At 69.9% G+C, this 25,947-nt stretch carries 27 protein-coding genes; 16 read left to right on the plus strand and 11 right to left on the minus strand.

The features are described from left to right. From aceA to AB0F52_RS12580, 4 genes are all read left to right on the plus strand, one after another. Nucleotides 1–1,281 carry an isocitrate lyase gene (gene aceA, locus AB0F52_RS12565; RefSeq protein WP_103335385.1) on the plus strand — a complete coding sequence of 427 codons (1,281 nt, stop codon included), beginning with the start codon at nt 1–3 and terminating at the stop codon, nt 1,279–1,281. Between the two features lie 93 nt (nt 1,282–1,374). After that, the gene (aceB, locus tag AB0F52_RS12570; protein WP_360168654.1) at nt 1,375–2,982 is read left to right on the plus strand and encodes a malate synthase A; all 1,608 of its coding nucleotides are present in this window, start codon (nt 1,375–1,377) and stop codon (nt 2,980–2,982) included. Nucleotides 2,983–3,446: 464 nt separating this feature from the next. Further along, nucleotides 3,447–4,028, plus strand: a complete 582-nt coding sequence (locus AB0F52_RS12575; RefSeq protein ID WP_360168657.1) for a hypothetical protein — start codon at nt 3,447–3,449, stop codon at nt 4,026–4,028. Then, complete coding sequence (locus AB0F52_RS12580; protein ID WP_360168660.1) at nt 4,025–4,225, plus strand: hypothetical protein; 201 nt, start codon at nt 4,025–4,027, stop codon at nt 4,223–4,225. The genes AB0F52_RS12575 and AB0F52_RS12580 overlap by 4 nt, the downstream gene beginning before the upstream one ends. Here the strand turns inward: AB0F52_RS12580 and AB0F52_RS12585 are convergent. After that, entirely contained in the window at nt 4,216–4,749 is a 534-nt protein-coding gene (locus AB0F52_RS12585) for a helix-turn-helix domain-containing protein (protein WP_360168663.1), read from the minus strand. The two genes, AB0F52_RS12580 and AB0F52_RS12585, sit on opposite strands and share 10 nt — an antisense overlap. 90 nt (nt 4,750–4,839) lie before the next feature. Between AB0F52_RS12585 and AB0F52_RS12590 the strand changes: the two genes are divergently transcribed. Next, on the plus strand, nt 4,840–5,298 hold the full coding sequence (locus AB0F52_RS12590) for a nuclear transport factor 2 family protein (protein ID WP_360168666.1): 459 nt from the start codon (nt 4,840–4,842) through the stop codon (nt 5,296–5,298). Here AB0F52_RS12590 and AB0F52_RS12595 read toward each other — a convergent pair. Further along, a complete protein-coding gene (locus AB0F52_RS12595) occupies nt 5,295–5,711 on the minus strand; it encodes a hypothetical protein (protein ID WP_360168669.1) in 417 nt (138 codons plus the stop codon). The two genes, AB0F52_RS12590 and AB0F52_RS12595, sit on opposite strands and share 4 nt — an antisense overlap. A 472-nt stretch (nt 5,712–6,183) precedes the next feature. On the opposite strand from AB0F52_RS12595, the gene AB0F52_RS12600 reads away from it, so the two are divergent. Further along, entirely contained in the window at nt 6,184–6,312 is a 129-nt protein-coding gene (locus AB0F52_RS12600) for a hypothetical protein (protein ID WP_360168672.1), read from the plus strand. A gap of 12 nt (nt 6,313–6,324) precedes the next feature. Here the strand turns inward: AB0F52_RS12600 and AB0F52_RS12605 are convergent, their stop codons facing one another. Further along, nucleotides 6,325–7,602 (minus strand): glycosyltransferase family 4 protein, encoded by a 1,278-nt coding sequence (locus tag AB0F52_RS12605; protein WP_360168675.1) that lies wholly within the window; start codon nt 7,600–7,602, stop codon nt 6,325–6,327. A 112-nt stretch (nt 7,603–7,714) separates the two neighbouring features. Between AB0F52_RS12605 and AB0F52_RS12610 the strand changes: the two genes are divergently transcribed. After that, nucleotides 7,715–9,478, plus strand: coding sequence for a sugar-binding domain-containing protein (locus AB0F52_RS12610; protein WP_360168678.1), 1,764 nt, complete (start codon nt 7,715–7,717; stop codon nt 9,476–9,478). Between the two features lie 30 nt (nt 9,479–9,508). On the opposite strand, the gene AB0F52_RS12615 is transcribed toward AB0F52_RS12610, so the two are convergent. Genes AB0F52_RS12615 through AB0F52_RS12625 form a run of 3 tightly spaced genes read right to left on the minus strand, consistent with a single transcriptional unit; the run spans nt 9,509 to nt 12,287 of the window. After that, nucleotides 9,509–9,997: a glutathione peroxidase gene (locus tag AB0F52_RS12615; protein WP_360168681.1), complete on the minus strand. Its 489-nt coding sequence runs from the start codon at nt 9,995–9,997 to the stop codon at nt 9,509–9,511. Nucleotides 9,998–10,011: 14 nt separating this feature from the next. Beyond that, nucleotides 10,012–11,517 carry a glycoside hydrolase family 57 protein gene (locus AB0F52_RS12620; RefSeq protein ID WP_360168684.1) on the minus strand — a complete coding sequence of 502 codons (1,506 nt, stop codon included), beginning with the start codon at nt 11,515–11,517 and terminating at the stop codon, nt 10,012–10,014. Beyond that, a complete protein-coding gene (locus AB0F52_RS12625; RefSeq protein ID WP_360168687.1) occupies nt 11,514–12,287 on the minus strand; it encodes a class I SAM-dependent methyltransferase in 774 nt (257 codons plus the stop codon). Before AB0F52_RS12625 ends, AB0F52_RS12620 begins: the two co-directional genes overlap by 4 nt. Before the next feature lie 53 nt (nt 12,288–12,340). Here AB0F52_RS12625 and AB0F52_RS12630 point away from each other — a divergent pair, with 53 nt between their 5' ends. Next, nucleotides 12,341–12,766 carry a hypothetical protein gene (locus AB0F52_RS12630; protein WP_360168690.1) on the plus strand — a complete coding sequence of 142 codons (426 nt, stop codon included), beginning with the start codon at nt 12,341–12,343 and terminating at the stop codon, nt 12,764–12,766. Here AB0F52_RS12630 and AB0F52_RS12635 read toward each other — a convergent pair. Then, nucleotides 12,744–13,589 (minus strand): DegV family protein, encoded by an 846-nt coding sequence (locus AB0F52_RS12635; protein WP_285988972.1) that lies wholly within the window; start codon nt 13,587–13,589, stop codon nt 12,744–12,746. The two genes, AB0F52_RS12630 and AB0F52_RS12635, sit on opposite strands and share 23 nt — an antisense overlap. A gap of 243 nt (nt 13,590–13,832) precedes the next feature. On the opposite strand from AB0F52_RS12635, the gene AB0F52_RS12640 reads away from it, so the two are divergent. The 4 genes from AB0F52_RS12640 (at nt 13,833) to AB0F52_RS12655 (ending at nt 17,432) form a co-directional block, all read left to right on the plus strand. Next, nucleotides 13,833–14,618 carry an electron transfer flavoprotein subunit beta/FixA family protein gene (locus AB0F52_RS12640; protein ID WP_360168694.1) on the plus strand — a complete coding sequence of 262 codons (786 nt, stop codon included), beginning with the start codon at nt 13,833–13,835 and terminating at the stop codon, nt 14,616–14,618. Nucleotides 14,619–14,647: 29 nt separating this feature from the next. Then, nucleotides 14,648–15,607: an electron transfer flavoprotein subunit alpha/FixB family protein gene (locus tag AB0F52_RS12645; protein ID WP_043780820.1), complete on the plus strand. Its 960-nt coding sequence runs from the start codon at nt 14,648–14,650 to the stop codon at nt 15,605–15,607. Nucleotides 15,608–15,768: 161 nt separating this feature from the next. Continuing rightward, nucleotides 15,769–16,551: a GNAT family N-acyltransferase gene (locus AB0F52_RS12650; protein WP_360168698.1), complete on the plus strand. Its 783-nt coding sequence runs from the start codon at nt 15,769–15,771 to the stop codon at nt 16,549–16,551. Then, complete coding sequence (locus AB0F52_RS12655; protein ID WP_360168701.1) at nt 16,548–17,432, plus strand: lysophospholipid acyltransferase family protein; 885 nt, start codon at nt 16,548–16,550, stop codon at nt 17,430–17,432. Before AB0F52_RS12650 ends, AB0F52_RS12655 begins: the two co-directional genes overlap by 4 nt. Before the next feature lie 53 nt (nt 17,433–17,485). Here the strand turns inward: AB0F52_RS12655 and AB0F52_RS12660 are convergent, their stop codons facing one another. Next, a complete protein-coding gene (locus AB0F52_RS12660; protein WP_360168704.1) occupies nt 17,486–18,388 on the minus strand; it encodes an NADP-dependent oxidoreductase in 903 nt (300 codons plus the stop codon). Between the two features lie 153 nt (nt 18,389–18,541). On the opposite strand from AB0F52_RS12660, the gene AB0F52_RS12665 reads away from it, so the two are divergent. The 4 genes from AB0F52_RS12665 (at nt 18,542) to mnmA (ending at nt 23,594) form a co-directional block, all read left to right on the plus strand. After that, entirely contained in the window at nt 18,542–19,825 is a 1,284-nt protein-coding gene (locus AB0F52_RS12665) for a LuxR C-terminal-related transcriptional regulator (RefSeq protein WP_360168707.1), read from the plus strand. Between the two features lie 44 nt (nt 19,826–19,869). Further along, nucleotides 19,870–21,237 carry an MFS transporter gene (locus AB0F52_RS12670; protein ID WP_360168710.1) on the plus strand — a complete coding sequence of 456 codons (1,368 nt, stop codon included), beginning with the start codon at nt 19,870–19,872 and terminating at the stop codon, nt 21,235–21,237. 64 nt (nt 21,238–21,301) lie between these two features. Next, the gene (locus tag AB0F52_RS12675) at nt 21,302–22,498 is read left to right on the plus strand and encodes a cysteine desulfurase family protein (protein ID WP_360168713.1); all 1,197 of its coding nucleotides are present in this window, start codon (nt 21,302–21,304) and stop codon (nt 22,496–22,498) included. Between the two features lie 4 nt (nt 22,499–22,502). After that, nucleotides 22,503–23,594: a tRNA 2-thiouridine(34) synthase MnmA gene (gene mnmA, locus AB0F52_RS12680; RefSeq protein ID WP_360168716.1), complete on the plus strand. Its 1,092-nt coding sequence runs from the start codon at nt 22,503–22,505 to the stop codon at nt 23,592–23,594. Nucleotides 23,595–23,601: 7 nt separating this feature from the next. Here mnmA and AB0F52_RS12685 read toward each other — a convergent pair whose 3' ends face one another. The 3 genes from AB0F52_RS12685 to AB0F52_RS12695 all read right to left on the minus strand — a co-directional run bounded on the left by AB0F52_RS12685 (nt 23,602) and on the right by AB0F52_RS12695 (nt 25,931). Then, nucleotides 23,602–24,873, minus strand: coding sequence for a DUF222 domain-containing protein (locus AB0F52_RS12685; protein ID WP_360168719.1), 1,272 nt, complete (start codon nt 24,871–24,873; stop codon nt 23,602–23,604). 193 nt (nt 24,874–25,066) lie between these two features. After that, a complete protein-coding gene (locus tag AB0F52_RS12690; RefSeq protein ID WP_360168722.1) occupies nt 25,067–25,519 on the minus strand; it encodes a GNAT family N-acetyltransferase in 453 nt (150 codons plus the stop codon). A 10-nt stretch (nt 25,520–25,529) separates the two neighbouring features. After that, a complete protein-coding gene (locus AB0F52_RS12695; RefSeq protein ID WP_360168725.1) occupies nt 25,530–25,931 on the minus strand; it encodes a GNAT family N-acetyltransferase in 402 nt (133 codons plus the stop codon). Between the last annotated feature and the right edge of the window lie 16 nt (nt 25,932–25,947).

Below are 25,947 nucleotides of genomic sequence, written 5' to 3' on the forward strand. Positions count from 1 at the left end.
ATGACGGAACAGGCCAAGCAGGCGGCCGCGGAGCTGGCGGCGCAGTGGGCGAACGACCCCCGCTGGGCGGGCGTGCAGCGCTCCTACTCGGCCGAAGACGTGATCAAGCTGCGCGGCAGCGTCGTCGAGGAGCACACCCTGGCCCGCCGCGGCGCGGAGAAGCTGTGGGACCTGCTGCACACCGAGGACTACATTCACGCGCTCGGCGCGCTCACCGGCAACCAGGCCGTCCAGCAGGTCCGCGCGGGCCTGCAGGCGATCTACCTGTCCGGCTGGCAGGTCGCGGCCGACGCCAACCTGTCCGGCCAGACCTACCCGGACCAGAGCCTCTACCCGGCCAACTCGGTGCCGGCCGTGGTCCGCCGCATCAACAACGCGCTGGGCCGCGCCGACCAGATCAACTGGGCCGAGGGCAACACCGACATCGACTGGTTCGCGCCGATCGTGGCCGACGCCGAGGCCGGCTTCGGTGGCCCGCTCAACGCGTTCGAGCTGATGAAGGGCATGATCGCCGCCGGCGCCGCGGGTGTGCACTGGGAAGACCAGCTCGCCTCCGAGAAGAAGTGTGGTCACCTCGGCGGCAAGGTCCTGATCCCGACCAAGCAGCACGAGCGCACGCTGAACGCCGCGCGGCTCGCATCCGACGTGCTGAACGTGCCGACCCTGGTCGTCGCCCGCACCGACGCGCAGGCCGCGACGCTGTTGACCAGCGACGTCGACGAGCGCGACCAGCAGTTCCTCACCGGCGGCCGCACCGCCGAGGGCTTCTACGAGGTTCGCAACGGCATCGAGCCGTGCATCGAGCGCGGCCTGGCCTACGCCCAGTACGCCGACCTGCTCTGGATGGAGACCTCCGAGCCGGACCTCGAGGTGGCGCGCAAGTACGCCGAGGCGATCAAGGCGAAGTTCCCGGACCAGATGCTGGCCTACAACTGCTCGCCGTCGTTCAACTGGAAGAAGCACCTGGACGACGCGACGATCGCGAAGTTCCAGCGCGAGCTCGGCCACATGGGCTACAAGTTCCAGTTCATCACGCTGGCCGGCTTCCACGCGCTGAACTACTCGATGTTCGACCTGGCCCACGGCTACGCCCGCGAGGGCATGACCGCCTACGTCGACCTGCAGGAGCGCGAGTTCGCTTCGGAGAGCCGCGGCTACACCGCGACCAAGCACCAGCGCGAGGTCGGCACCGGTTACTTCGACAACGTCGCGACGGCGCTGAACCCGGAGAGCTCGACCACCGCGCTCAAGGGCTCCACCGAAGAAGCCCAGTTCCACTGATCCCGGCCGCGGCCTGACGACGAAAACCCCCATCGTCGTCAGGCCGCGACCTTCCCTCTTTCCTTCCCTGCCCACAGCTCGCGGAGGCACCCCATGGTTGATCGGCTGAACTACCGCATCGAGGTCACCGGACCGGTCGAGGGCCGGTTCGCGGAGATCCTGACCCCGGCGGCACTCGACTTCCTGGCCAAGCTGGACAACACGTTCGCCGGACGCCGGCGCGAGCTGCTCGACGCCCGCCGCGTGCGGCGCGAAGAACTGCAGTCCGGGGAGAAGCCGCTCGGCTTCCTGCCCGAGACCCGCCGGATCCGCGACGACGAGTCGTGGCACGTCGCCCCGACCGCGCCGGGCCTGGAAGACCGCCGCGTCGAGATCACCGGCCCGACCGACCGCAAGATGACGGTCAACGCGCTGAACTCCGGCGCCAAGGTCTGGCTGGCGGACTTCGAAGACGCGACGTCGCCGACGTGGCACAACGTCATCGACGGCCAGATCAACCTGTACGACGCCATCCGCCGCAACATCGACTTCACCACGGAAGCCGGCAAGCGCTACACGATCGGCGACGACCCGGCGACGATCGTGGCGCGCCCGCGTGGCTGGCACCTGGTGGAGAAGCACATCCGCATCGACGGCCGTCCGGTGTCGGCGAGCCTGGTCGACTTCGGCCTGTTCTTCTTCCACAACGCGCGCCAGCTGCTCGCCCGCGGCGTCGGCCCGTACTTCTACCTGCCGAAGCTGGAGAACCACCTCGAAGCACGCCTGTGGAACGACGTCTTCCTGCTGGCGCAGCGCGAGCTGGGCATCCCGCGCGGCACGATCCGCGCGACCGTGCTGATCGAGACGATCACCGCGGCGTTCGAGATGGACGAAATCCTCTACGAGCTGCGTGAGCACGCGGCCGGCCTCAACGCCGGTCGCTGGGACTACATCTTCAGCATGATCAAGAATTTCGCCGCGCACGGCGCCGACTTCGTCCTCCCGGACCGCGCGCAGGTGACCATGACCGTGCCGTTCATGCGGGCCTACACCGAACTGCTCGTGCGCACCTGCCACCAGCGGCGCGCGCACGCCATCGGCGGCATGGCCGCGTTCATCCCGAGCAAGGACCCGGAGATCAACGCGACCGCGATCGAGAAGGTCTGCGCGGACAAGGAACGCGAGGCCGGCGACGGTTTCGACGGCTCGTGGGTCGCGCACCCCGGCCTGGTCCCGGTCTGCCGCGAGGTCTTCGACGGCGTGCTCGGCGGCTGGCCGAACCAACTCGGCAAGCTGCGCGACGACGTCCACGTCACCGCCGAGGACCTGCTCGACGTGGCCAGCGCCGGCGGCGAGGTCACCGAGGCGGGCGTGCGCGCGAACATCAACGTCGCGCTGCGCTACGTCGACGCGTGGCTGCGCGGCACCGGCGCGGCGGCGATCCACAACCTCATGGAGGACGCGGCCACCGCGGAGATCGCGCGCTGCCAGATCTGGCAGTGGATCCGCAACGGCACGAAACTCGAGGACGGCACGGCGCTGACCCGCGAACTGGCGGTCGAATTCCTGGACGACGAATTCGCGTCGGTGCGCGCCGAACTCGGTACGGGCAACCGCCTCGACGACGCGTACGAGATCTTCACCGAGACCGCGCTGGGCGAGAAGCTGCCGAGCTTCCTCACCACGGGTGCCTACGCGCGGTACCTCACAGACGCCCGGTAGCAGGGCTCTGTTCGTTGCGCTCTCAGCGGTAAAGAGTGCTTCGAGCATCCGGTCGCCCCTACCTGACGAGGGGCGACCGGATTCCACACTGTTGGGATGGTGTGGGTCCGGACCGGTCCCGGTGGCGGCGGCTCCCCGCCCCCGGGACCGGTTCATTTCGTTTCGGGATCAGCGGCTGCCGCGGGTCCCGGGTCCGCAGGACCGGCCGGCCCGCGTCGCGCGGATTTCGATCTCCAGGCAACCCCCGCGCCCGCCCACACCTCGCCGACGACCTGGTGTCGATCACGATCGGCAAGCTGTACCGGCACTGGCCACGGGCCCGGCAGGTGCAGCACCCTCGGCGCCTACGTCCGCCGGATCCTCGTGCGGACGTGGCTGGACGAGAAGGCCAGGGCCTGGCGGCGGGAGGGGGCTCGACTCGCTGCGCGCGCTCGTCGCCGCGAGCCAGAGCTGATGGAGGGAAAATGAGCAGGGAGCAGTTCGACGCGGCAATCGGCGTCGTCCCGCCGTCCACTGTCGACGTCGAGGCGGTGCTGGACCGCGAACGCCGCCGGGCGCGGGTGCGCCGCATGGCGAACCCGTGGACCGCCGCCGGCGCAGGTGTCGCGGCGGTGGCTGCCGGCGCGGTGTTCGTCCTCGCGCCGGGTGATCCCGCGCCGAGCTTCGTGCAACCGGGAGCGGCCGCGCCGCCCCGTCGTCCGACGCGTGCAAGCTCGCCCCGCGGACGACCGGCTGACGACGGTGCTCACCGACGCCGTAAAGCAGCGGGTCGCCCCGGGTACGACGCTCGGCGTCCACCCGCTGGGGCAGTACCCGAAGGGCACCCAGCACGGGCCGCTGGCTTCTGCCACGTCTTTTCCGCGCTGGTGTCGAAGGACAGCACGTGCAGCGGCGGCGAGGACTACTTCATGGCCGCGGCCTCGACGTCGGAAAAGACGCACAAGGGCAACGTCTGGGCCATCGTCACCCGGCCCGGCGGCAATGCCACCCCGCAAACCGAGTGCACCCCGCCGCCGGACCGCACGGCGAGACGATCGTCGAAGTGACCCTCACCATCGAGGACGGCCCGACGGTCAACCGGGTGAACGTCACCAAGCCCGACGGCGCCGGCGTGATCGTCGAGGCACAGAACACCGCCCGGGAAGCGAAGCTGAGTGACGCGCCGGACATGCCGTCACCGCCCCTGAGCCTCGGCCCGCTGGCGGAGGTGGTGCTCGATCCCGGGCTGACGCTCTACCCCTGAACGGCCAGCAGGACCTTCGCGGCTTCGCCGGCCGTGTCCGCTTCGCCCGCGTCTCCGGTGATCGCGGCGAGCACGGTCGCGCCCTCCATGAGCGCGAACAGCTGGTCGGCGAGGCTCGGGTTCGCGACGAGGCCGCGCAAGTAGGCCCGGACCTCGGCTTTGTGCTTGCGGATCGCGGCGGCGATACCGGGGGTGGGCTCGCCGAACTCGCCGAAGGAGTTGACGAACGCGCAGCCGCGGAAGCCCGGCTCGGCGAACCAGTTCTTCAGCCAGGCGAACACCGCCAGGGGGTCGTCGCCGCGGGCGTGGACGAAATCGCGCAACGAGCCGCGCCAGCGTTCGTCGCGGCGGAGCAGGTACGCCTCCACGAGGTCGCTCTTCGCCGGGAAGCACTGGTAGAGCCGCTTAAGCGAGACGCCGGAGCGTTCGCGGACGGCGTCCATCCCGACCGCTTGCACGCCGTGGGCGTAGAAGAGGTCCTCGGCGGCCTCCAACAGCCGGTCGGTCGCCTCCGTGGAATCCATGTCACCTGCCCCTGGCGCTGAGAATGATCGTTCTCTAGTCTAGCGGGAGTAGTGGAGAACGCACGTTCTCCTCGTTCGGAAGGAGCCGTCATGACCCCGCGCCCGCCGTTCCCGCCCTTCGACGAAGAGACCGCCCGCCAGAAGGTCCAGGCCGCCGAAGACGCGTGGAACACCCGCGACCCCGAGCGCGTCTCGCTCGCGTACACGGAGGACTCGGTCTGGCGCAATCGCGACCGGCACGTCGTCGGACGCGCGCGGATCGTCGAGTTCCTCACCGAGAAATGGGCGCGCGAGCTGGACTACGCCCTGCGCAAGGAGCTGTGGGGTTTTCGCGGCAACCGCATCGGCGTCCGGTTCCAGTACGAGTCCCGGACCGCCGAGGGGCAGTGGTTCCGCAGTTACGGCAACGAGCTGTGGGAGTTCAGCGACGAAGGCTTGATGCGCCGCCGCGAAGCGAGCATCAACGACGTCCCGATCGCCGAAGCCGACCGCCGCATCTTCGGTCCGCGACCGGAATCGGAGCACGGCGTCCTGTTGCCGGTCTTCTAGGAGGCCGAGCCGTCCCCGGTCCGGGGAGCGCCGTGGGGGAGGACCTTCACCTGGCCGGGCCGGGGCTTCGCCGCCAGCACCGTGAAGTGCACGGTCAGGGGCTTCCCGGCGCAGTGGACGGAGACCGGATACGTGCCGGGCGCGACGGCGGCGACGACGCTTTCGCCGAAAAGTGCCCACGGCTGGTGTCCCTCGGCGTTGCGGTCCAACGGCGCGGTGATGCGCAGGGCCTTGGTCCTGACCGGGCTCGCTTCGCCTTCGCAGGCGACAGTGAGGGACACCTTCTCGCCGGGATGTCCACTGTAGACGGACAGGTTCAGCCAGGTGGGCAGCGGTGGCGGTGTGGTGGTCTGCGCGGCGGCCGCGGGGGTGAGTACGAGCAGGCCGGCCGTGGTGAGGGAGAGGATCTTCATGGTGACCTCGCGGAGTTCGGTTCGTGTCGTAAGGGCGTTTGTGCAGGCCAGCGGGTTGTCGCTCGAGATCCGACTGTGACGCTCGAGTCCGCCCCCGAACGGAACGGGGCCGCTCGTCGGTGAGGCGGGGCCATCGAGGCCGCTGGGTACGCCGTGAGCTCGACGGTCGTCGAGTACTCAGCGCCGCTGAACGCCGACAAATTGGCCCGTGGCGTTTTTTCGGCCATAGCTGCCCGTCCTGGCCGCGAGGCCGGCGTTCACCGAACGCATCCGGGCGGCGGTCGCCCCGCGCGGCCCGCTGGGGGAACGTGTCCGGGTCCGGCTGCTGACCGGAACCCGGTGAACCGGACGAACCGATCACGGAAGGCGAATACGTACCAGCCCGTGCTGTTCCGCTTATTGTTTCCCCGGGAGGCGGCGCGGATGCTCGCTGCGAGGCGCCGATCGCGCCACCGTTTCCCGAGGAGTCCCCATGACCAGCAGGTTCAGAGCTGCCGCCGCCACCCTCATCGTCCTGTTTTCGCTCGCGTTCGCCGTGGACGGAATCACGACCACGACCGTTTCGGCCGGTCCGGCCTGCGTCCGGCCCTGCCGGTTCTGAGCGGGCGGCTACCTAGACTTCCGGGATCTCGGCCGGCACCGGTTCGAAGGCGTTGCCGGTCGCGATCTTGGGCCGGGGCAGTTCGACCGGTTCACCCGGCTTCGCTCGCCGATAGACGTCGGCGGTCGCTTCGGCGATCCGGCGCCAGTCGAAGTCCGCGGCCAGGCGGGACTGCGCGGCCCGGGCCCGCTCGGCCGCGGCCTCGGCGTCGGAGAGCACCGTTGTCACCGCGGCGGCCAGCGCGGCGACGTCTCCGGGGCTGAACGCCAGCCCGGTCTCCCCGTGGACGACGACTTCGCCGAGCCCGCCGGCCGTCGATGCCACCAGCGGTGCCTTCGCGGCCGCGGCCTCCAGCGCGACGATGCCGAACGGCTCGTACCGGCTCGGCAGCACGACGGCGTCCGCCGCGGCCAGCGCCGCGCGGAGATCGCGGTCGGAGAGGTGCCCGACGAAGTCGACCGCACGCCGCACCCGCAGCTTCCGCGACTGCTCGACCAGCTCGTCGAAGTGTCGTCCTTTTCCGGCCACGACCACGCGGGTGCCCGGGTGGCGGCGCCGGATGCGGGGAAGGGCGGCCAGGAGGTCCTGCACGCCCTTCTCCCACTCGAGTCGTCCGAAATAGAGCAACAGCGGCGCCCCGGCCGGGCTGTAGACCTCGCGGGCGCGCGCGATCTCGTCCGCGGGCACCTGCCAGCCGCGTTCCTCGATGCCGTTGTGGATCACCGTGACGTCGGCCGCCTCGACCTCGAAGAGGTACGCGACCTCGCGACGCATCGCCTGCGAGCAGGTGATCAGCGCGTCGGCGCGGTTCGCGAGCCACCATTCGACCGAGTGGACCTGCTGGTTCAGCGGGTGCGACAGCCAGCCGGAGTGCCGCCCCGCCTCGGTCGCGTGGATCGTGCCGACCAGCGGCACCCGCGCCGCCTCGGCGATCGCGATGGCCGGGTGGGCGACCAGCCAGTCGTGCGCGTGGACGACGTCGGGCTGCCAGGTGCGCAGCAGGTCCTGCGCGGCGCGGATCATGGCGTGTCCCATGGCCAGCGTCCAGGCGACGAGGTCCCGTTCGAACGTCACGTGCATCGGGTCTTCGGCGACCCGGATGACCCGCACGCCCTCGACGACGCGATCGGTGCGCGGGTGCGTCCCGGCGTCGGTGCCCGCGGCGTGCCGGCAGAGCACGACGACCTCGTGGCCTTGGCGGGCGAGGTGGGTAGCGAGCGCGTGGACGTGCCGGGCCAGGCCCCCGATGGCCACGGGCGGGTACTCCCAGGACAGCATCAGCACTCGCATGCGCAGAGGTTACTCGCGAGTCAGTAGGCCTCGACGCGCCCGTGCTGGCGAAGTGTTCACATGTGATCTCGATCACTGGCCAGTGTGTCGATCTCTGCCACCATCGACCGGGATGACTCCCGACAAGGACCCCGGCTGGCGCCGGCTCGACCCGCCCCTGCCGACACCGTGGAGCGCCGACGTCGCTCCGGACAACGCCCTTCCCGAGTACCCGCGGCCCCAGCTGACGCGGCCTCGCTGGCTGAACCTCAACGGCGTCTGGGAGTACGCGGGCTGGCCGTCGTCGCCGGATGAACCACGGCCGTCCGGGTACGCCGAGCGCATCCTGGTCCCGTTCCCGCCGGAATCGGCGTTGTCCGGAATTCGACGACGCGACGAAGTCCTCTGGTACCGGCGTCTTTTCGAAGTCCCCGCCGACTGGCGCGGCTCACGGGTCCTCCTGCACTTCGGCGCGGTCGACCAGACGGCGAAGGTCTGGGTCAACAACCAGCTCGTCGCGACCCACGAAGGCGGGTACACGGCGTTCAGTGCGGACATCACCGACGTCCTGCGTGCCTCGGGACCGCAGGAGCTGACCGTCCGCGCCGAGGACCGCACCGACATCGAGCCCTTCCCGGTCGGCAAGCAGCGCAACGCGCCCGGCGGGATCTGCTACACCCCGTCGTCCGGAATCTGGCAAACGGTGTGGCTGGAGCCGGTCCCCGAGACCAGGATCGAGCGCCTGGACCTGACTCCGGACTTGACCGGAGTGACGGTGTTCCCGCAGGTCACCGGCGGCACTGAGGTCGTTGTCGTTCTTTCGGCAAACGGCGCCGAGGTGGCGAGGGCCTCGGGTGCGGCCGGGACGTCGGTGCGCGTGGACGTTCCTTCGCCGCACCTCTGGACGCCCGACGACCCGCACCTCTACTCGCTGCGCGTCCAGCTGCTCGACGAGCATGGTTCGGTTTCGGACGAGATCGGCAGCTACGCCGGTCTCCGGACGATCGGCCTGGTCCAGGACGCGCAGGGCCGCCCGCGGATCGCGCTCAACGGCCGGGTCACTTTTCTGCACGGACCGCTCGACCAGGGCTACTGGCCGGATGGCATCTCCACCGCGCCCACCGACGACGCCCTGCGGTTCGACCTCGAGAAGACGAAGGAGCTGGGCTTCAACTTCGTCCGCAAACACGTCAAGGTCGAGCCGGCCCGCTGGTACTACTGGGCCGACACGCTGGGCTTGCTCGTCTGGCAGGACATGCCGTCGCTGACCGTTTCGTTCGACGGCCCGCCGGGGATCGCGCCGGACCCGATCCCGCGGGCGCGCGAGCGGTTCGAAGCGGAGCTGGCCGAGATGGTGACGCAGCTGCAAGCCGTCCCGTCGATCGTCGGCTGGGTCCCGTTCAACGAGGGCTGGGGCGAGTTCGACACGGCCCGTGTCACGGAATCGGTCAAAACCCTCGACCCGACGCGGCTGGTGATCGCGAACAGCGGTGTCAACTGCTGTTTTTCGCGGCCGGACAGCGGCGCGGGCGACGTCTACGACGATCACACGTACGTGGGCCCGGGTTCGCCGTCGGTGCGCGACGGCCGCGCGATCGTCGACGGCGAGTACGGCGGCCTTGGTCTGGTTCTGGACGACCACTGCTGGCCCGGCCCGCCGAACGCGTACGAGATGACGCCGACGCGGGAACGGCTGACCGAGCGCTACGCCGAGGTGAGCGCCGCCCTCGAGCGAGTGGTGGCGGAACGCGGCTTGTCCGGGGCCGTCTACACCCAGACGACGGATGTCGAAAACGAGGTCAACGGCCTGCTCACCTACGACCGTCGCGTGGTGAAGGTGGATCCGGCCGTGGTCGCGAAGTGCGTGCGAGCCGTGATCGAAGCGGGCTCGTCCTGATTTCGACCACAGCCGGTCTTCCCCGTGGCATCAAGCCGGCAGCGCCGCCTCGATCGCCTTGACGACCGTCTCGTCCTCGGGCTCGGTGCGCGGCCGGAACCGGGCCAGGACCTCGCCGTCCGCGCCGACGAGGAACTTCTCGAAGTTCCACTGGACGTCGCCCGCCGCGCCCTCGGCGTCGGTGGTCTCGGTCAGCTCGGCGTAAAGCGGGTGGCGGCCTTCGCCGTTGACGTCGATCTTCTCGAACAGCGGGAACGTGACGCCGTAGGTCGTCGAGCAGAACGTCTGGATCTCGTCCGCGCTGCCCGGTTCCTGCCCGGCGAACTGGTTGCACGGGAACCCGACGACGGAGAAGCCCTGCTCGCCGAAGCGTTCCTGCAGCCGCTCGAGACCGGAGTACTGCGGGGTCAGGCCGCACTTGGACGCGACGTTGACCACGAGCAGCGCCTTGCCCGCGAACTCGCCCAGCGAGCTGTCGTGCCCGTCGAGGGTCTTGAGCGGAATTTCGTGGATTCCCATCCGGTGCGTCCCTTTCAGTCGTGCTTCAGCGCCCGGGCGTCGAGGTGCCCGAACGGTCCGTCGTCAGCGCGGTAAGCGGCGGCGAGCTCGACGGCGCGCGCGCGATCGCCGCGGCGCAGCAGCCCGGCCAGCGCGTCGAAGCGCTCGGTGTGGACCGCCGCGCGACGACGTGCGTAGTCCGCGGCCGAGTCCTTGGTAACCATGAACGCCCAGTCGCTTTCCAGCGCCAGCATCGCCTCGGCGACGGCCTGGTCGGCGACGGTGTCCCGGGCCGTCCGGTCCAGCCCGGCAACCAGTTCGAGCAGCCGGTCCTGCAACGCCGCGTTGGCGGCGACCATGTCCTTGACCTGCTCGCCGTCCCAGACCCGCCAGTCCTTGCCCGACCCCCACGACGACGAAGGCAGGTCGATCGGCTCACCGACGTGGCCGGCTTCCATCGCGCCCTTCAGCGTCGTCACCCGCACGCCGGCCTCGGGCAGCGCGCGCAGCACGCCTTCCAGCCACGCCGGTCCTTCGTACCACCAGTGCCCGAACAGCTCCGTGTCGTAAGCGGCGACCACGAGCGCCTCACGCCCGTGTTGCCGCTTCAGCGACCGCAGGCGCGTCACGACGGTCTCGACGAAGTCCTTGACGTGCGTCCGCAGCACGTCGGCGGCGAGCGCCGGGTCGTAGGGCGCCTTGTCCTGCGGCTCGACCGTCTTACCGGTGACCCGCGCCGCCTTGAGGCCGACTTCGTGCTGCCAGGTGTGGAAGTCGCGGTACGCGGCGTGGCCGGGATAGCCGGCCTTCGGCGACCAGACGCGGTAGGTGACCTCGAGGTCGCGGCCGAACGCGAGGACGTCGGTGTCGCCGACCGGCCGGGCGGCCCAGGACTCGCCGCGCAGCGACGGGCCGTCGACCAGGAACCGCCGGACGCCGGCCGCCGCGTAGTCGTTTTCCATACCAGGCGCGTAGCCGCACTCCGGGGCCCAGATCCCCTCCGGCCGCGTCCCGATCCGCAGGGCCGTGTCGGCGAGACCGGCGTTCAGCGCGAACTCGCGCACCCGCGGGTCCAGCAACGGCTGGAACGGGTGGGCGAGCGGGCCGCCGAGCAGCTCGATGGTCGAATTGTCGACCAAGGACCGCAGGACCGGGGAGAACCCGTGCCGCCACCGCGTCCCGAGCTCCTCGGCCGCGCGGACGGCGGTCCGGTGCTCGGCCGCGGCGAGCTCGCGCAGCAGCGGGTCGCCGCGCCACAGCGTCGCCGCGTGCTGGGCGCGCAGCTGCCAGTGGCCGAGCCAGTCGTGAAACGCGCGGATGCTGTACGGGTCGTCGAGCTGCGCGGCGAGCACCGGCGTCACGCCCAGCGTCAGCACGTCGCGGCGGCCTTCGTCGGCGAAGCGCTCCAGGAGCTCGACCAACGGCAGGTAGGAGTGCGCCCACGCCTGGTAGAGCCATTCTTCGCCGACCGGCCAGCTCCCGTGGTGCGGTAGCCACGGCAGGTGGCTGTGCACGACGAGGCAGAAGGTTCCTTCGCTCATCGGCGCACCGCCACGGCGATCAGGTCGAGGCTGGCGTCCAGGTCGTCGCCGTGGATGTCGAACCCGGTGGCCTCGATCGCGGCGACGTCGGCGAGCAGGCCTTCCGGCCACTCGGCCTGGCCCGGCAGCTTGCCCATGACCACGTCGAGCTGGGCGTCGATGATCGAACCGCCGTACCGCTCGTCGAGGGCGCGCACGGCCCGGCCGTGGTGCAGCCCGTGCAGCGATTCGACGGCGAAGCCGGCGTCGGTGAGCAGCCCGGCCAGCTCGGACGGCGCCAGCTCGCGCGTGTGGAACGGGTTCAGCGGCGTGTCGCTGTCCGGGGTGAAGGTCAGCCGGTTCGGCGTCGTGACCAGCAGTTTGCCGTTTTCCGACAACACCCGCCGGCACTCGGCGAGGAACCCGGCCTGGTCCCACAGGTGCTCGATGACCTGGAAGTTGGCGACGACGTCGACCGCGCCGTCCCGGACCGGGAGGAAGGCCAGGTTCGCCCGCGCGACGGCGAGCTCGGGGTAGCGGCGGGCGACGTGCTCGGTGGTCGGGACGTCGTAGTCCAGCGCGAGCACCCGGCGGGCCGTCGTGGCGAGGAGGCTCGCGCCGTAACCCTCGCCGCAGCCGGCTTCGAGGACCATCGCGTCCGCGCAGTGGGGGAGCAGGGCGGCGTACGCGGCTTCGTGGCGCCTGAACCAGTAATTCTCCTCGGCGATGCCGGGGACGGTCCGCTCGCCGGTCAGGTGCAGCGCCTCGGCCCGGGTGGCTGGGGTGGTCACCTCCGCGACCCTAGCGGGTGTCACGTCCGGCGCCGCCGTCTCGTTCCGTGGTCATGCAACGGACCATCACCCGCGTACTGCTCGTCGTCTTCGGCTTGGTCGAGGCCGCGGTCGGAATCTGGCCACTCGGGTCGCCGACCGGCTTCTACCAGGACTTTCCCGGCTTCCGTGCCGGCTGGGTTTCGATGGACGGGCCGTTCAACGAGCACCTCCTGCGCGACTTCGGCGGGCTCAACCTGGCGCTCGCGGCGCTGCTGATCGGGGCCGCCGTGATCGGCACCACAGCGGTGGCGCGGCTCGCGGCCGTCTCGGCGCTGCTGTTCGGCGTCCCGCACTTCCTCTACCACCTCGGCCACCTCGGGCACTTCGAGCGGATCGACCAGGTCCTCATCGTGGGGACGACCGGGCTGGGAGTGCTGCTGCCGCTCGTGATCCTGCTGGTCCCGGCGCGGCGGGTCAGCCCACCGGTGACACCGTGATGCCGAGCGCGCCGGGGCCGAGGTGCGCGCCGATGACCGTGCTCGCTTCGACGACCATGCTCTCGACCATCGCCGGCACCCGGCGTTCGATCTGCCTGCCGATCTCCAGTTCGTGATCGCTGGCACCGAACCGGGTCACGGCGATGTCGGCGCGGAACCCGCCGGACTTCTTCACCGCGAGGTCGACCATCTTCGCCAGGGCGCGCTTCGTGCCGGGGACCCGGGCGAGCGGCGCGACCTCGCCGTCCTTGACCGTAAGCAGCGGTTTGATCGAAAACGCGCTACCGAGCATGGCCTGGGCGGCGCCGATCCGGCCGCCGCGGCGGAGGTACTCGAGGGTGTCGACGTAGATGAACTCGGTGCTCGTGGTGCACCGGCGTTCGGCGGCCTCGATGACCCGGTCGGCGTCCGCGCCGGCCGCGGCGGCCCGCGCGGCCGACACGGCGGCGAAGCCGAGGCTCATGCCGGTGGTCCGGCTGTCGAGGACGTGCACCGGGATGCGGACCTGCTGGGCGGCCTCCCGGGCCGCGCGGACGGTGTCGGACATGCGGCCGGAGATGTGGATGCTGACGATGGCGGTCGCGCCGGCGGTGGCTGCTTCCTGGTAGGCCCAGAAGAACGCCCCCGGGTCCGGGGGCGCCGTGGCGATCACCTGCCCGGCTCTCATGGCGTCGATCACTTCGCCGCGGTCGAAGCGGTTTTCGTCGTCGTAGTGGCTTCCCAGGCTCAGCTGGATCTGGACGACGCCGATGGCCCAGCGAGAAGCGACGAGGTCGGGCAGGCAGGAGCTCGAGTCGGTGATGACGGCGATGCGCGCGGGCATGGTGGAGAAGGTTAATGCCGGACAGCCACCGCGAGTAGGCCGTGGTTGGTCCGATCGGACGAACGGCAGTGCGGGTGGGGTAACCGGTCAACTACCGGGACGATGGTCCCACTAAATTGCCCATCCAGGTGAATGACGTCACCTCGACGGGTCCCGCGCGCCGATTGGTCCTAATCTACCGGCCAGTAGAGCACTGTCCCGTGGTCGTCCGCGGGCCACGAACCGGGAGGTCGAAGCAGACCCATGACCAACATCGTCGTCCTGGTCAAGCAGGTACCGGACACCTACTCGGAGCGGAAGCTCAACGGGTCCGACCACACCCTTGACCGCGAATCCGCCGACGCCGTGCTCGACGAGATCAACGAGAAGGCCGTCGAAGAAGCCCTGAAGATCAAGGAAGCCGGCGAGGGCGAGGTCACCGTGATCTCGGTGGGCCCCGACCGCGCGACCGACGCCATCCGCAAGGCGCTGTCCATGGGCGCCGACAAGGCCATCCACGTCTCCGACGAGGCGCTGCACGGCTCCGACGCGATCGCCACCGCCAAGGTGCTCGCCGCCGCGATCGGCAAGGTCGAGGGCTTCGACCTGGTCATCGCCGGCAACGAGTCGTCCGACGGCCGCGGTGGCGCCATCCCGGCGATCCTCGCCGAGCTGCTGGGCCTGCCGCAGGTCACCTACGTGCGTGAGCTGACCGTCGACGGCTCGGCGATCAAGGCCACCCGCGAGACCGAGGACGGCCTCACCCACCTCGAGGCGAGCCTGCCCGCGATCGTGAGCGTCGGCGAGAAGATCAACGAGCCGCGCTACCCGTCGTTCAAGGGCATCATGGCCGCCAAGAAGAAGCCGGTCGAGACGTTCACCATCGCCGACCTGGGCATCGACGCGGGCGAGGTCGGTCTCGCCAACGCGTGGTCCACGGTGACCGAATCCTCGCCGAAGCCGCCGCGCACCGCCGGCGAGAAGGCCGAGGACGAGGGCGACGGCGGCACCAAGGTCGCCGAGTACCTGGTCGGCCAGAAGCTCATCTGACAACGGCTCTTCGAGGAGGAAGTAGAACCATGGCTGAAGTACTCGTCCTCGTCGACCACGTCGACGGTGAGGTCAAGAAGGTCACGCTCGAGCTGCTGACCGCCGCCCGCGCGCTCGGTGAGCCGTCGGCCGTCGTCGTCGGCCCGACCGGGACCGCCGCCAAGGCGAAGCAGGCGCTGGCGTCGCACGGCGCCGCCAAGGTGTATGTCGCGGAAGGCGACGACGCCGCGAACTATCTGGTCACGCCCAAGGTCGACGTGCTCGCGGCGCTCGCGCAGCAGGCCTCCCCTGCCGCCGTGCTCGTCACCGCCAGCGGTGAGGGCAAGGAGGTCGCCGCCCGCCTGGCCGTGCGCCTGGGCTCCGGGCTGATCTACGACGCCGTGGGCGTCAACGGCGACGGCGTCATCGACCAGTCCATCTTCGGTGGCGCGTTCTCGGTCAAGTCCAAGTCCGCGAAGGGCGCGCCGGTGGTCTCGATCCGCCCGGGCGCGGTCGAGGCCGAGCCCGCCGAGGGCGCGGCGGCCGAGGAGACCGTCGAGCTCCCCGCGGTCGACGCGGCGAAGGCCACCAAGATCACCGGTGTCGAGCCGGTGACCGGTGGTGACCGGCCCGAGCTGACCGAGGCCTCCATCGTGGTGTCCGGTGGCCGTGGTGTCGGCTCGGCGGAGAAGTTCGACGTCGTCGAGAAGCTGGCCGACTCGCTCGGCGCGGCTGTCGGCGCCTCGCGTGCCGCTGTCGACTCGGGCTACTACCCGGCGCAGTTCCAGGTCGGCCAGACCGGCAAGACGGTCTCGCCGCAGCTGTACATCGCGCTCGGCATCTCCGGCGCGATCCAGCACCGAGCGGGCATGCAGACGTCGAAGACGATCATCGCCGTCAACAAGGACCCGGAGGCGCCGATCTTCGAGATCGCCGACTTCGGCATCGTCGGCGACCTGTTCAACGTCGCGCCGCAGCTGACCGAGGCGGTCGAGAAGCGCAAGGGCTGATTTCCAGCTTCGTCGAAGGGCCTCCCGGGGACGTCCCGGGAGGCCCTTCGCGCATTCAGGCACCTGAGAAGAGGCTGAGAACCCGCCATTAACTGAACGTGCACTAATCGGTCATCGGATGGCACTCTCCGCGGCTTCCTCCGCGCGGGTAAACCTTGAGCATGACGACGTCACAGCTCCTCGTCAGCACTGATCAGGCGGGTAACGAGCTCCCCGCCGACGCCCCTCGGTACTCACTTCTCGTCGCGCACGCGAACGACGAAGTGGTTGCGGCGCAGAAACTGCGCCACCTGGTTTTCGCCGAGGAAATGGGCGCGCGCCTCCACTCCCCGCGGCCCGGTCTCGACATCGACGAGTTCGACGAGTTCTGCGACCACCTCGTGGTCCGCGACGACAACACGGGCGAGATCGTCGGCTGCTACCGGATGCTCCCGCCGGACCGCGCCGCCCAGGCCGGAAAGCTCTACGCGGACAGCGAATTCGACCTGACCGCGATCGAGGGCCTGCGACCGTCGCTGGTCGAAACCGGCCGGTCGTGCGTGCACCCGGACCACCGCAGCGGCGCCGTCGTCAGCCTGGTCTGGGCGGGGATCGCCCGCTACATGCTGCTTTCCGGCCACCGTTACCTCGCCGGCTGCGCTTCGGTCCCGCTGGTGGACGATGGCTCCTTCGCCGCCGGGGTGTGGGACGTCCTGCGCGCCAAGCACTACTCCGACGAGGCCACGCGCGTCACACCGTTGATCCCGTGGGACACCTCGGGCATCGAGCTCCCGGCGCGGCCCACGCTGCCGCCGCTGATCAAGGGCTACGTCCGGCTCGGCGCCAAGGTCTGCGGGCCACCGGCGCTCGACGTCGACTTCGGCGTCGCGGATTTCTTCGTCCTCCTGGACCTGCACAACGTCGACGAGCGGTACCTCAAGTTTTTCCTCGGGGTCCAGGGATGAGCCACGCCTGGATGCCGTCGTCGCCGTGTGGCGACGGCTGCCTCACCGCCGACGACCCGGTGGTCGGTCTTCCACGACGGGGCCTGCGCTTCGCGGCGGCGATCTCGGTCGTGCTCGCGGCGCTGGTGTCCGCACCCTTGCTGCTGGTCATCCCGGGCCGGGAGCGTCTGCTCCGGCTGATCTTCCTCGGCGTGCTGCGGGCGTTCGGCGTCCGGTTGGACATCCGGGGCGGCGCCGACTTCCTGACCGCGCCCGCCGGCCGTGGCGCACTGGTGGTCAACAACCACATCTCGTGGCTGGACGTCGTCGCGATCAACGCGCTGCGGCCGATGCGCGCGCTGGCCAAGAAGGAGATCGCGGGCTGGCCGGTGCTCGGCGGCCTCGTCCGCCGCGGCGGCAGCATCTTCCTCGACCGCGAGCGGCTGACGACGTTGCCCGCCACGATGGCATCGCTGGCCGACGCGCTGAGGACGGGCTCGCTGGTAAGCGTCACCCCGGAGGGCACCACGTGGTGCGGCCTGGCGTCGGGCCGCTTCACGACGGCGACGTTCCAGGCGGCCATCGACGGTGGTGTCCCGGTGCGCCCGATCGCGTTGCGGTACCGCGTCGCCGACGGCCGCGAGACCAGCCGCCCGGCGTTCATCGGACCGGAGTCGCTGATCGCGTCGCTGCGCCGGGTCGCGGCCTTGCGCGGCCTGGTGCTCGAGATCCACGTCTGCCCGGAGATCGCTCCGGGCCGCGCGGAAACCCGCCGCGAACTGGCCGCCCTCGCCGAGGCGGCGGTCCATTCCGCGCTGGGAACGGTGCAGATCCCGGCCCAGCAGCGGCGGCGGACCCCGCGCCGCCAGGCGGCCCCACTGGCTTCGCCTCCCGCGAAGTGATCCGGGCCTGTCGCCGCGATCCGGCGACAGGCCCGGATTGGGTCCCTCTTCGTTCAGCCGACGGCGATGGTCAACTTTCCGCCAGGGTGCCCATCTTCGCTTTCGGCCTGCGCCGCGGCCGCCTCGGCCAGCGGATAGCTATTGCCCTGTGCGATGCCGACCCCGCGATCGGTCACCCAGCCGGCGATCCCGGTGAGGACCTCACGGGTCTGCTCGCCCCCGCTGGAGAACGGGATCCCCAGCTCGAACGCGGCCGCATCGGCGATGGTGACGATCCGGTCCTTGGTACCCCGCAGCTCGACGGACCCCGGCAGCACGCCGTGCCCGGCGGCGTCGAAGACGGCGTCCACCGGCCCGGACGTGGCCTCGCGGACCCGCTCCACCCAGCCGTCGCCGTAGCGGACCGGAACGACGCCCAGCGACTTGAGGTCGTCGAGGCTGCGGCTTCCCCCGGTCCCGACGACCGTCACCCCCTGCGCGACGGCCACCTGAGCGGCGAACCGCCCGACCGTGCCGCTGGCGCCGAGGAGCAGTAGCGTCTCACCCTCGCGAACCCCGAGCAGCCCGAGCACGCGAAGCGCGGTTTCGCCGGCGACCGGCAACGCGGCGGCGTCCGCCCACGAAAGGCTCGCGGGCTTCGGCGCGATCGCCTTCGCGAGCGCGTACTCGGCGTAGGCACCGGTCTCCGACCAGCCGAACACCTCGTCGCCGACGGCGAATTCCGCGCCCTCCCCGACGGCGTCGACGACCCCGGCGACCTCGAGACCGGGGATGTGCGGGAACGAGACCTGGAAGTTCTGCTGCATGGCGCCGTTGCGGATCTTCCAGTCGATCGGGTTGACCCCGGCGGCCCGCACGGCCAGCCGCACCTGCCCCGGGCCCGGCTCCGGCGCCGGGACGTCGGACAGCTGCAGGACTTCCGGTCCGCCGTATGCGGAGAAGGCGATCGCTCGCATGGTGTTTTCGCTCCTTGGTTCGTGACCTTCGGTTCGAATGTCCTCCTCCGGAAGTCAACTCGCCCGGCGGAGCCGCCGAACCGCCCGGACGAGCAGTGTTCACTAGCCGGACGAGCAGGTCGCCGGACCCCGGACGCGCCTACCTTGGAGGCCATGGACGCTTCCTGGTCGGATCCACGGCACGTGCTGGACGTCGTCGAGCGGCTCCTGTCGGCACCGCGGCCTCAGTTGCTCAGCCGGTTCACCGCCGAGCTGGCCAAGCTGATCCCGCATCGCGCGGCCGCGATGCAGACGGGCGACTGTCCTCGCAGCCCGCTCAAAGTCATCGGAGACGAAGCGATCACGCACGCCGTGACGAGCGTCGAGCTGCAACGGCTGGTCGACCGCAGCGAGTCAGGTAAGGCCCTGGTGACCGACGGCGTGCTCGGGGGCGTCGAGCGTCGTCTGGTCTTGCTCGCTTCGACACCGGCCGTCGGCCAGGGCGCGGTGATCGCCGTGGTGCCCGAGGCCGCGGAGCCGCCGCCCGCGGAGCTGGAATTGGCGGTCCGGCTGTGGCACATCGTCAGCACCGACGCGGGCCAGCGAGCGACGGACCCGGGCCCGGACGTCCTGGCCGGCAGCCTCGCCGCGGCCTCCGCCCGCGCCCAGGCGATCACCGACCTCGGCCAGACGCACGCGGCAAGCCTGGTCACGCTCCTGTCGGTCCTCCGCTCGAGCCGGCTCCCCGACGCCGTCGCCCGCCGCACCGCGGTCGGCCTCGCCGCCGACGCGCTGCTGGAGCTCAGGGGCGTCGTCGACCGCGACCAGGTCCTGTCCGCGGAGCAGACGGACGCAGCATTCGGGGTCCTCAAGACCCAGCTGGCAGACCTGGTCCGGCACACGGACGTCGACGTGAACCTCGTCGAGCCCGTCGGCGACGCGTCTCTCCCGCAGGACATCGCCCACACCGCACGGACGCTGACCCGCGGCTTGGTACTCGCGGCATTGGATCGTGCTGCGACCACGCGCGTGAGGGCGTCCTGGCGCGTGGACGGCTCGGTGCTGCGGATCGCGGTCCGCGACGATTGCCCCGAAGTCGCCGACGCGGTCCCGGCCCGAGGACTGACCGAGCGCCTCACTGCCCTCGGCGGCCACTGGGAGGTCGACGCCGTGCCGAGCTGGGGCACGACGGTCACGGCGGCGCTCCCACTCGGCGTGGCAGAGCCGCCGGAGCTGCGTCCCCTCGATCGGCTCAACCCACGTGAGCTGGAAGTCCTGTCGGGCATCTCCCAGGGGCTGCGCAACCGGCAGATCGCCGAACAACTGCAGCTCAGCGAGCACACGGTGAAGTTTCACGTCCGGAACATCCTCGACAAGCTCGACGTCAGTTCCCGAGGCGAAGCGGCCGCGCTGGCCCGCGGCCTTCCGCTGGAACCGGTGGCGCACCGCTCCGCCTGAACCACCTTGACCTCCAGCGCGCTGGAGATTGCAAGCTGGTGATCATGGCCTCGACGATCGACTCCGCACCCCGTCGCCGAAGCGTGCTTTGGAGCGCGGAACACCGGCTGACCACGATCGCGCTGCTGCTCGTGGTCACGTTGGTCGCGTTCGAGAGCATGGGCGTAGCGACGGCGATGCCCACGCTGGTCGCCGACCTCCACGGGTTGTCGCTCTACTCGTGGCCTTTCACGATCTTCCTGATCTCCAGCGTGGTCGCGACGGTGCTTTCGGGCCGGATCGGCGACCGCCGCGGCCCGGCGCCGGCACTGCTCGCCGGGCCCATGTTGTTCGCGGCCGGTCTGGTGGTCGCGGGAACGGCGAGCGGGATGCCAACGCTCCTTCTCGGCCGCGCGTTGCAGGGCTTCGGCGCGGGATTACTCCTCGTCTCGGTCTCGCTCCTGATCGCGCTGACGTTCACCGACCACGAACGTCCGGTCATCTACGCCGCGAACGCTGCCGCTTGGGTCCTACCCGCGGTCATCGGGCCTTCGGTGGCCGGGGTCGTGACGGCCAGCGTCGGCTGGCGCTGGGTGTTCCTCGGCTTGGTTCCGCTCGTGGCTGTCGGCGTGCTCATGCTGGTCGTGGTCGTCCGGCGCTTGCCCGCCCACGAGCCCGCCACGGGCGGGCGACGGGCGAGCGTGCCGCAGGCGATCATCGCCGCGCTCGGCGTCGCAGCGTTGACGTGGGCGGCTCAGCACCAGTCACTCGTCGCGCTCGGCTACGGCACGGTCGGACTGATCGCGCTGGGCTACGCGCTCCGGACGCTGCTGCCGTCCGGGACGTTGACTTCCCGCCCCGGCCTACCGACCGTCATCGCCTCCCGCGCCCTGATCGCCGGAGCGTACGCCGGGATGGAGGCATACCTCCCGCTGACGATGAGCGCGGTCCACGGTTACAGCCCCGCCCTCGCCGGCCTGCCACTGACGATCACGGCTTTGGGCTGGTCGGCGGCATCGGCAGCGCAAGGCCGGTACCTCGACTGGTCGCGAGAGGCATCGCTGCGCACCGGCTTCTGGCTGGTCGCGGCCGGACTGGTCGGCTTCGGCCTGGTTTCGCAGCCGTGGTTCCCCGGCTGGGTCGCCTTCGTGGCCTGCGCGGTCGGCGGCGCAGGCATGGGCATCGCGATGCCCGCGATCTCTGTCCTGCTGCTCCGCTACTCGCCCGAAGGTGAGCGCGGATTCAACACCTCGGCGATGCAGCTCGCGGACTGGGTCGGCTCTGCGCTGCTCATCGGCCTGGGTGGTGTCCTGCTCGGCGCGGTCGGCTCGGTTTTCAACCCGTCGCCGGCGATGACCCTGCTCACGGTGGCCTTGGTGGCGCTCGCGGTGGTGGGCATCCGGCTGAGCGGACGGTGGCCGTCAAAGGTGTGACAGCCCACTTCGAGAGCCAGGGTGGGCTTCGTCACGCGCTGGAGCGGACTACCCTGGAACAGCGATGACTTATCTCGACCACGCGGCGACCACTCCGATGTTGCCCGAAGCCATAGCGGCGATGACCGAGGCGCTGCCCACCGTGGGCAACGCCTCGGCGCTGCACTCTTCGGGCCGCCGGGCTCGCCGGATGGTCGAAGAAGCCCGCGAAACCATCGCCGAGGCACTGGGCGCTCGTCCCTCCGAGGTGATCTTCACCGGCGGAGGCACCGAGAGCGACAACCTCGCGATCAAGGGCATCTACTGGGCTCGTCGCGGCGAGCAGAAGCAGCGTCGCCGCATCCTGTGCGGTGCTGCGGAACACCACGCTGTGCTGGATACCGTCGAATGGCTCGAAGCCCACAGCGGCGCCGAGGTCACGCTACTCGACGTGGACAGCCAGGGCCGCGTATCGCCTGACGTCCTCCGGGCAGCCATCGCCGCGGATCCCGAGATCGTGGCGTTGGCCACCGTGATGTGGGCGAACAACGAGGTCGGCACGATCAACCCGATCGCCGAGCTGGCGGCGGTGTGCGCCGAGTTCGACATCCCGTTGCACACCGACGCGGTTCAGGCCGTCGGAGCCGCACCGGTCGACTTCGCCGCCAGCGGCGCCGCAGCGCTCACGCTGACCGGGCACAAACTCGGTGGGCCATTCGGAGTGGGAGCGCTGCTGCTCGGACGTGACGTGCCTTGTGCGCCTCTGCTGCACGGCGGAGGCCAGGAACGCAACGTCCGCTCCGGCACTCTGGATGTCCCGGCGATCGTGGGTTTCGCAACTGCGGTCCGAATCAGTGTCGCGTCCCGAGCCGACTACGCGAAGCGCGTCGAGGAACTTCGGGACGAGCTCGTCGAGGCCGTTCAACGTGAGGTACCCGACGCCGTTCTCAACGGTGGAGATGGCGAGAGGCTGCCCAGCCACGCTCACTTCACCTTCCCCGGATGCGCCGGCGACAGCCTGTTGATGCTGCTCGACGCCAAGGGCATCGAATGCTCGACGGGATCTGCGTGCACTGCAGGCGTCGCCCAGCCGAGCCACGTGCTGCTCGCCATGGGGGCCGACCCGGCAGCGGCTCGCGGTTCCCTTCGTTTCTCCCTCGGCCACACCTCCACCGCCGCGGACGTCGACGCCGTGGCTGCGGAGATCGGTGGCGTCGTCATGCGCGCCCGGCAGGCCGGCCTCGCCGGAATGCGCAAGCAGACTCAGAAGCAAGAGGTGTAAGGCAATGCGGGTTTTGGCCGCGATGAGCGGAGGAGTGGACTCGGCGGTCGCCGCGGCGCGAGCGGTCGACGCCGGGCACGACGTCGTCGGTGTGCACCTGGCCCTGTCGGCCAAACCGGGAACTCTGCGGACCGGCTCGCGCGGGTGTTGCACGATCGAGGACTCGCACGACGCCCGGCGAGCTGCTGACATCCTCGGCATCCCGTTCTACATCTGGGATTTCGCTGAGCGCTTCACCGAAGAGGTCGTTGAAACCTTCGTCGGCGAATACGCTGCCGGACGCACCCCGAATCCTTGTGTCACCTGCAACGAGAAGATCAAGTTCGAAGCGCTTCTCGAAAAGGCGATGGCGCTCGGGTTCGATGCGGTCGCGACAGGTCACTACGCGCGTCTCACCGTGGTAGACGGTGTGCCGGAATTGCGTCGTAGCGCGGACAGCGGCAAGGACCAGTCGTACGTCCTCGCCTCGCTGACACCGGACCAGCTCAGTCACGCCATGTTCCCCCTGGGTGGCTCCTGGAAGACCGACGTGCGGGCCGAGGCGGAGCGACGAGGGCTGTCCGTCGCCAACAAGCCCGACAGCCACGACATCTGCTTCATCCCGGACGGCGACACCAAGAAGTTCCTGGAGAACCGGCTGGGACAGCGTCCCGGCGAGCTCGTGGACGCGGAAACGGGTGCCGTCCTCGGACGGCACACGGGGGTGCACGGGTTCACGGTCGGCCAGCGTAAAGGGCTGGGAATCGATGCTCCGGCGCCGGATGGCCGTCCTCGGTACGTCCTGTCGCTCGAACCGGTGTCGGGCTCCGTCAAGGTCGGCTCCGCGGCCGATCTCGGCGTCAAGGTGATCGAGGCTGACCGGGCGATCTGGCCCAGCGGCCGGCCACTGACCGAACCCACCGAATGCGTGGTCCAGGTCAGGGCCCACGGAGGGATCGCGGAGGCGGTCGCCGACGTGGACAACGACACCATGACGGTGCACTTGCGCGAGCCGCTGCGCGGAGTCGCTCCGGGTCAGGTCGTCGTTCTCTACCGCCCTGATCCCGGCGATGGAGACGTCGTCCTCGGCAGCGCGAAGATTTCCGGCACGCGCTGATCGTCGGTCACTTCCGGGGCTTCTTCCGGAGCCGGTCCGCCTTTCGGCGGCCGGGGTGCATCGACGGTGGTTTCGTCGAATGGACTTGCCCTGTCGGCGTCGCGACGTTGACGGTGCCGTCCGGCGTGACTTCGTAGTCCCAGCCAGGCTGTCCCTCCAGCTTGCTGTGCCGCGAGCAGAAGGTGACAGCCTGGTCCGCAACACCTCCGGACTCGCCCTTCGCGCGAGTCGCTTTGATCCCGCAGCTCTGTGCAGGGCGCGTGCATCCGGGCTGTCGGCACTCTTGGTCGCGAACCTTGATGAACTCGTCCTGCTCGAGCGAGTACCGCGTCGGAGACAGTTCGACCGCGTGACCGGTTCGCGGATCGGTGAGAACTCGGCGCAGCGTCGTGTCGGGCCCGCCGATGATGTGCCGAGCCAGCGCAGACGCGATGGGCCCTCGACCGGCCAACGCCGCTGGGGTCTGATTGAGGCCGAGGTAGGTGGCCAGGTCGATGTGCAGGAAGACCTCGGTGCGTTCGCTCGAGCCACCTGTGCCGCTGAGCAGCAGATCGATGGCCACGTCCGCTCGGAGCTGATCCAGCGTTCGCGGTTCGTCCGGCGTCTTCAACGCACGGGCTGCTTGGTCGACGCGGGCATAGGCGGCGGTTGCCTTCTCCGTCGGTGCGTTGTTGACCGACAGATGGGTCACGCCGGTGTCTTGGTGGTGCAGGGTGAGTCGCCGCTCGACGAGCTTCCTTTCGGTGCGGAGCGCTGCGCCGTCGGGATCGGCTTGCGCGGCGGCGTAGGTGGCGGCCCGGCGGACCTGGGTGGCGTTCCGACCCGGCACCCGATCTTCGAGCGTCGCGTCGACGACACGTACGTGATCTCCCGACAGCCACGCCGTCGCATCGGTGACCTTCATGGCGCGATAGAGGTCGAGCTGGCCGTCGTCCATGAGGTTGAGCATGCGAGGGAGGCGGGCAATCAGCGCGTTGGCCGCGGAAACGATGGCACTGGCGCGGTGTTCCGTTATGGACAAGGCCAACGCGACTTCCGACGACGCGCTGGGCGCCCGTCTCCGTCGCACGCTCAGGTCCGCGATCGCTCTCAGCTGCACTGCTTGCAGTTTCGAGATCTCCGCGTCGGTATCACGGATCAGGTCGACGACCTGGTCGTCTTTCATGTGCTGCAAGGTGTTCGGGTCGGCGCGGACCGATTGCAACACGAACGGAAGTTCGCCGTCGGCGCCCTGTACGGGGGTGGGGAGGAGCTTGCGGACTGGTTGTGAATGCGTCATGAGCTCGACGGTACGACGGCATGCGAGGAAAGTCAGCAAAAGGGCGCGAACGGTCCATTCGCGCCTTCATCTTGACGGATCGCAATTGTTTCGGGATCGTGCGGGTATGCGGATGTCCGCGTGCCGATCATGGGAGGAGTCAGTGTCCGAAATAGACAGTTACTGCTTCGCTGTAAATCGAGGGATTCGCCGCTCAGAGCTTGAGCTTGAAACCCGTGTGGCTGGGCGCGAATCCGAGCCGCTCGTAGAACCGGTGTGCTTCGGTCCGGGAGGTGTCCGACGTGAGTTGCACCAGGGCGCACCCGCGCCGCCGCGACTCGTCGATCGCCCAGCGGACGAGATCGGCGCCCAGTCCGGTGCCTCGATGGCCGGCGTGGATCCGCACGGCCTCGATCTGGCCGCGTAGTGCGCCGCGCCTGGCGAGCCCCGGAATGATCGTCAGCTGCAAGGTGCCGACCGGCTCGTCGCCTGACGCGACGACCACCAGAAGCTGATTCGGATCCGCCTCGATCTCGTCAAAGGCGCGCAGGTATGGCTCGAGGTCGCCGGGATCGTCCCGGGTGGCGCCGAGCTGGTCGTCCGCCAGCATCTGCACGATCGCCTCGATGTCTTCTCGCCGTGCCCTGCGGATGGTGTAGTCGGCCACGACGTCATTATCACAGGACGCGGGTGAATCCTTGGTAGCTGTACTCGAAGCCGAAGCGTGCGTAGAAATCTCGCAGGTCGCCGCGGTTGACGCCCGAATCGAGGTGGACGCGCGCGCAGCCGCGCCGGCGGGCTTCGTCGATGCCCCACGTCAGGAGTGCGCTGGTCACACCGCGCCGTGCGGCGCGGATGCCTTCGAGCAGGCCACGGGGTGCGCCGTCCCAGGCGAGACCTCGAAGCACGGTCAGCTGCGCAGTGCCGGCGACGCCGTTGTCGTCCTCGGCCACGACCAGCGTGACGTGCGGGGTGTTCATGAGATCCCGGAGCGCGGCTGCCAACGGTTCGCCCGATGCGCCGAACAGGCGCACGAGCGCCTCGATGTCCGTTGCCCGCGCGCGTCTGATGACCTCCATCCCACCCAGTATGCAG

Source organism: Amycolatopsis sp. NPDC024027 (assembly GCF_040638975.1).
Lineage (GTDB): Bacteria > Actinomycetota > Actinomycetes > Mycobacteriales > Pseudonocardiaceae > Amycolatopsis.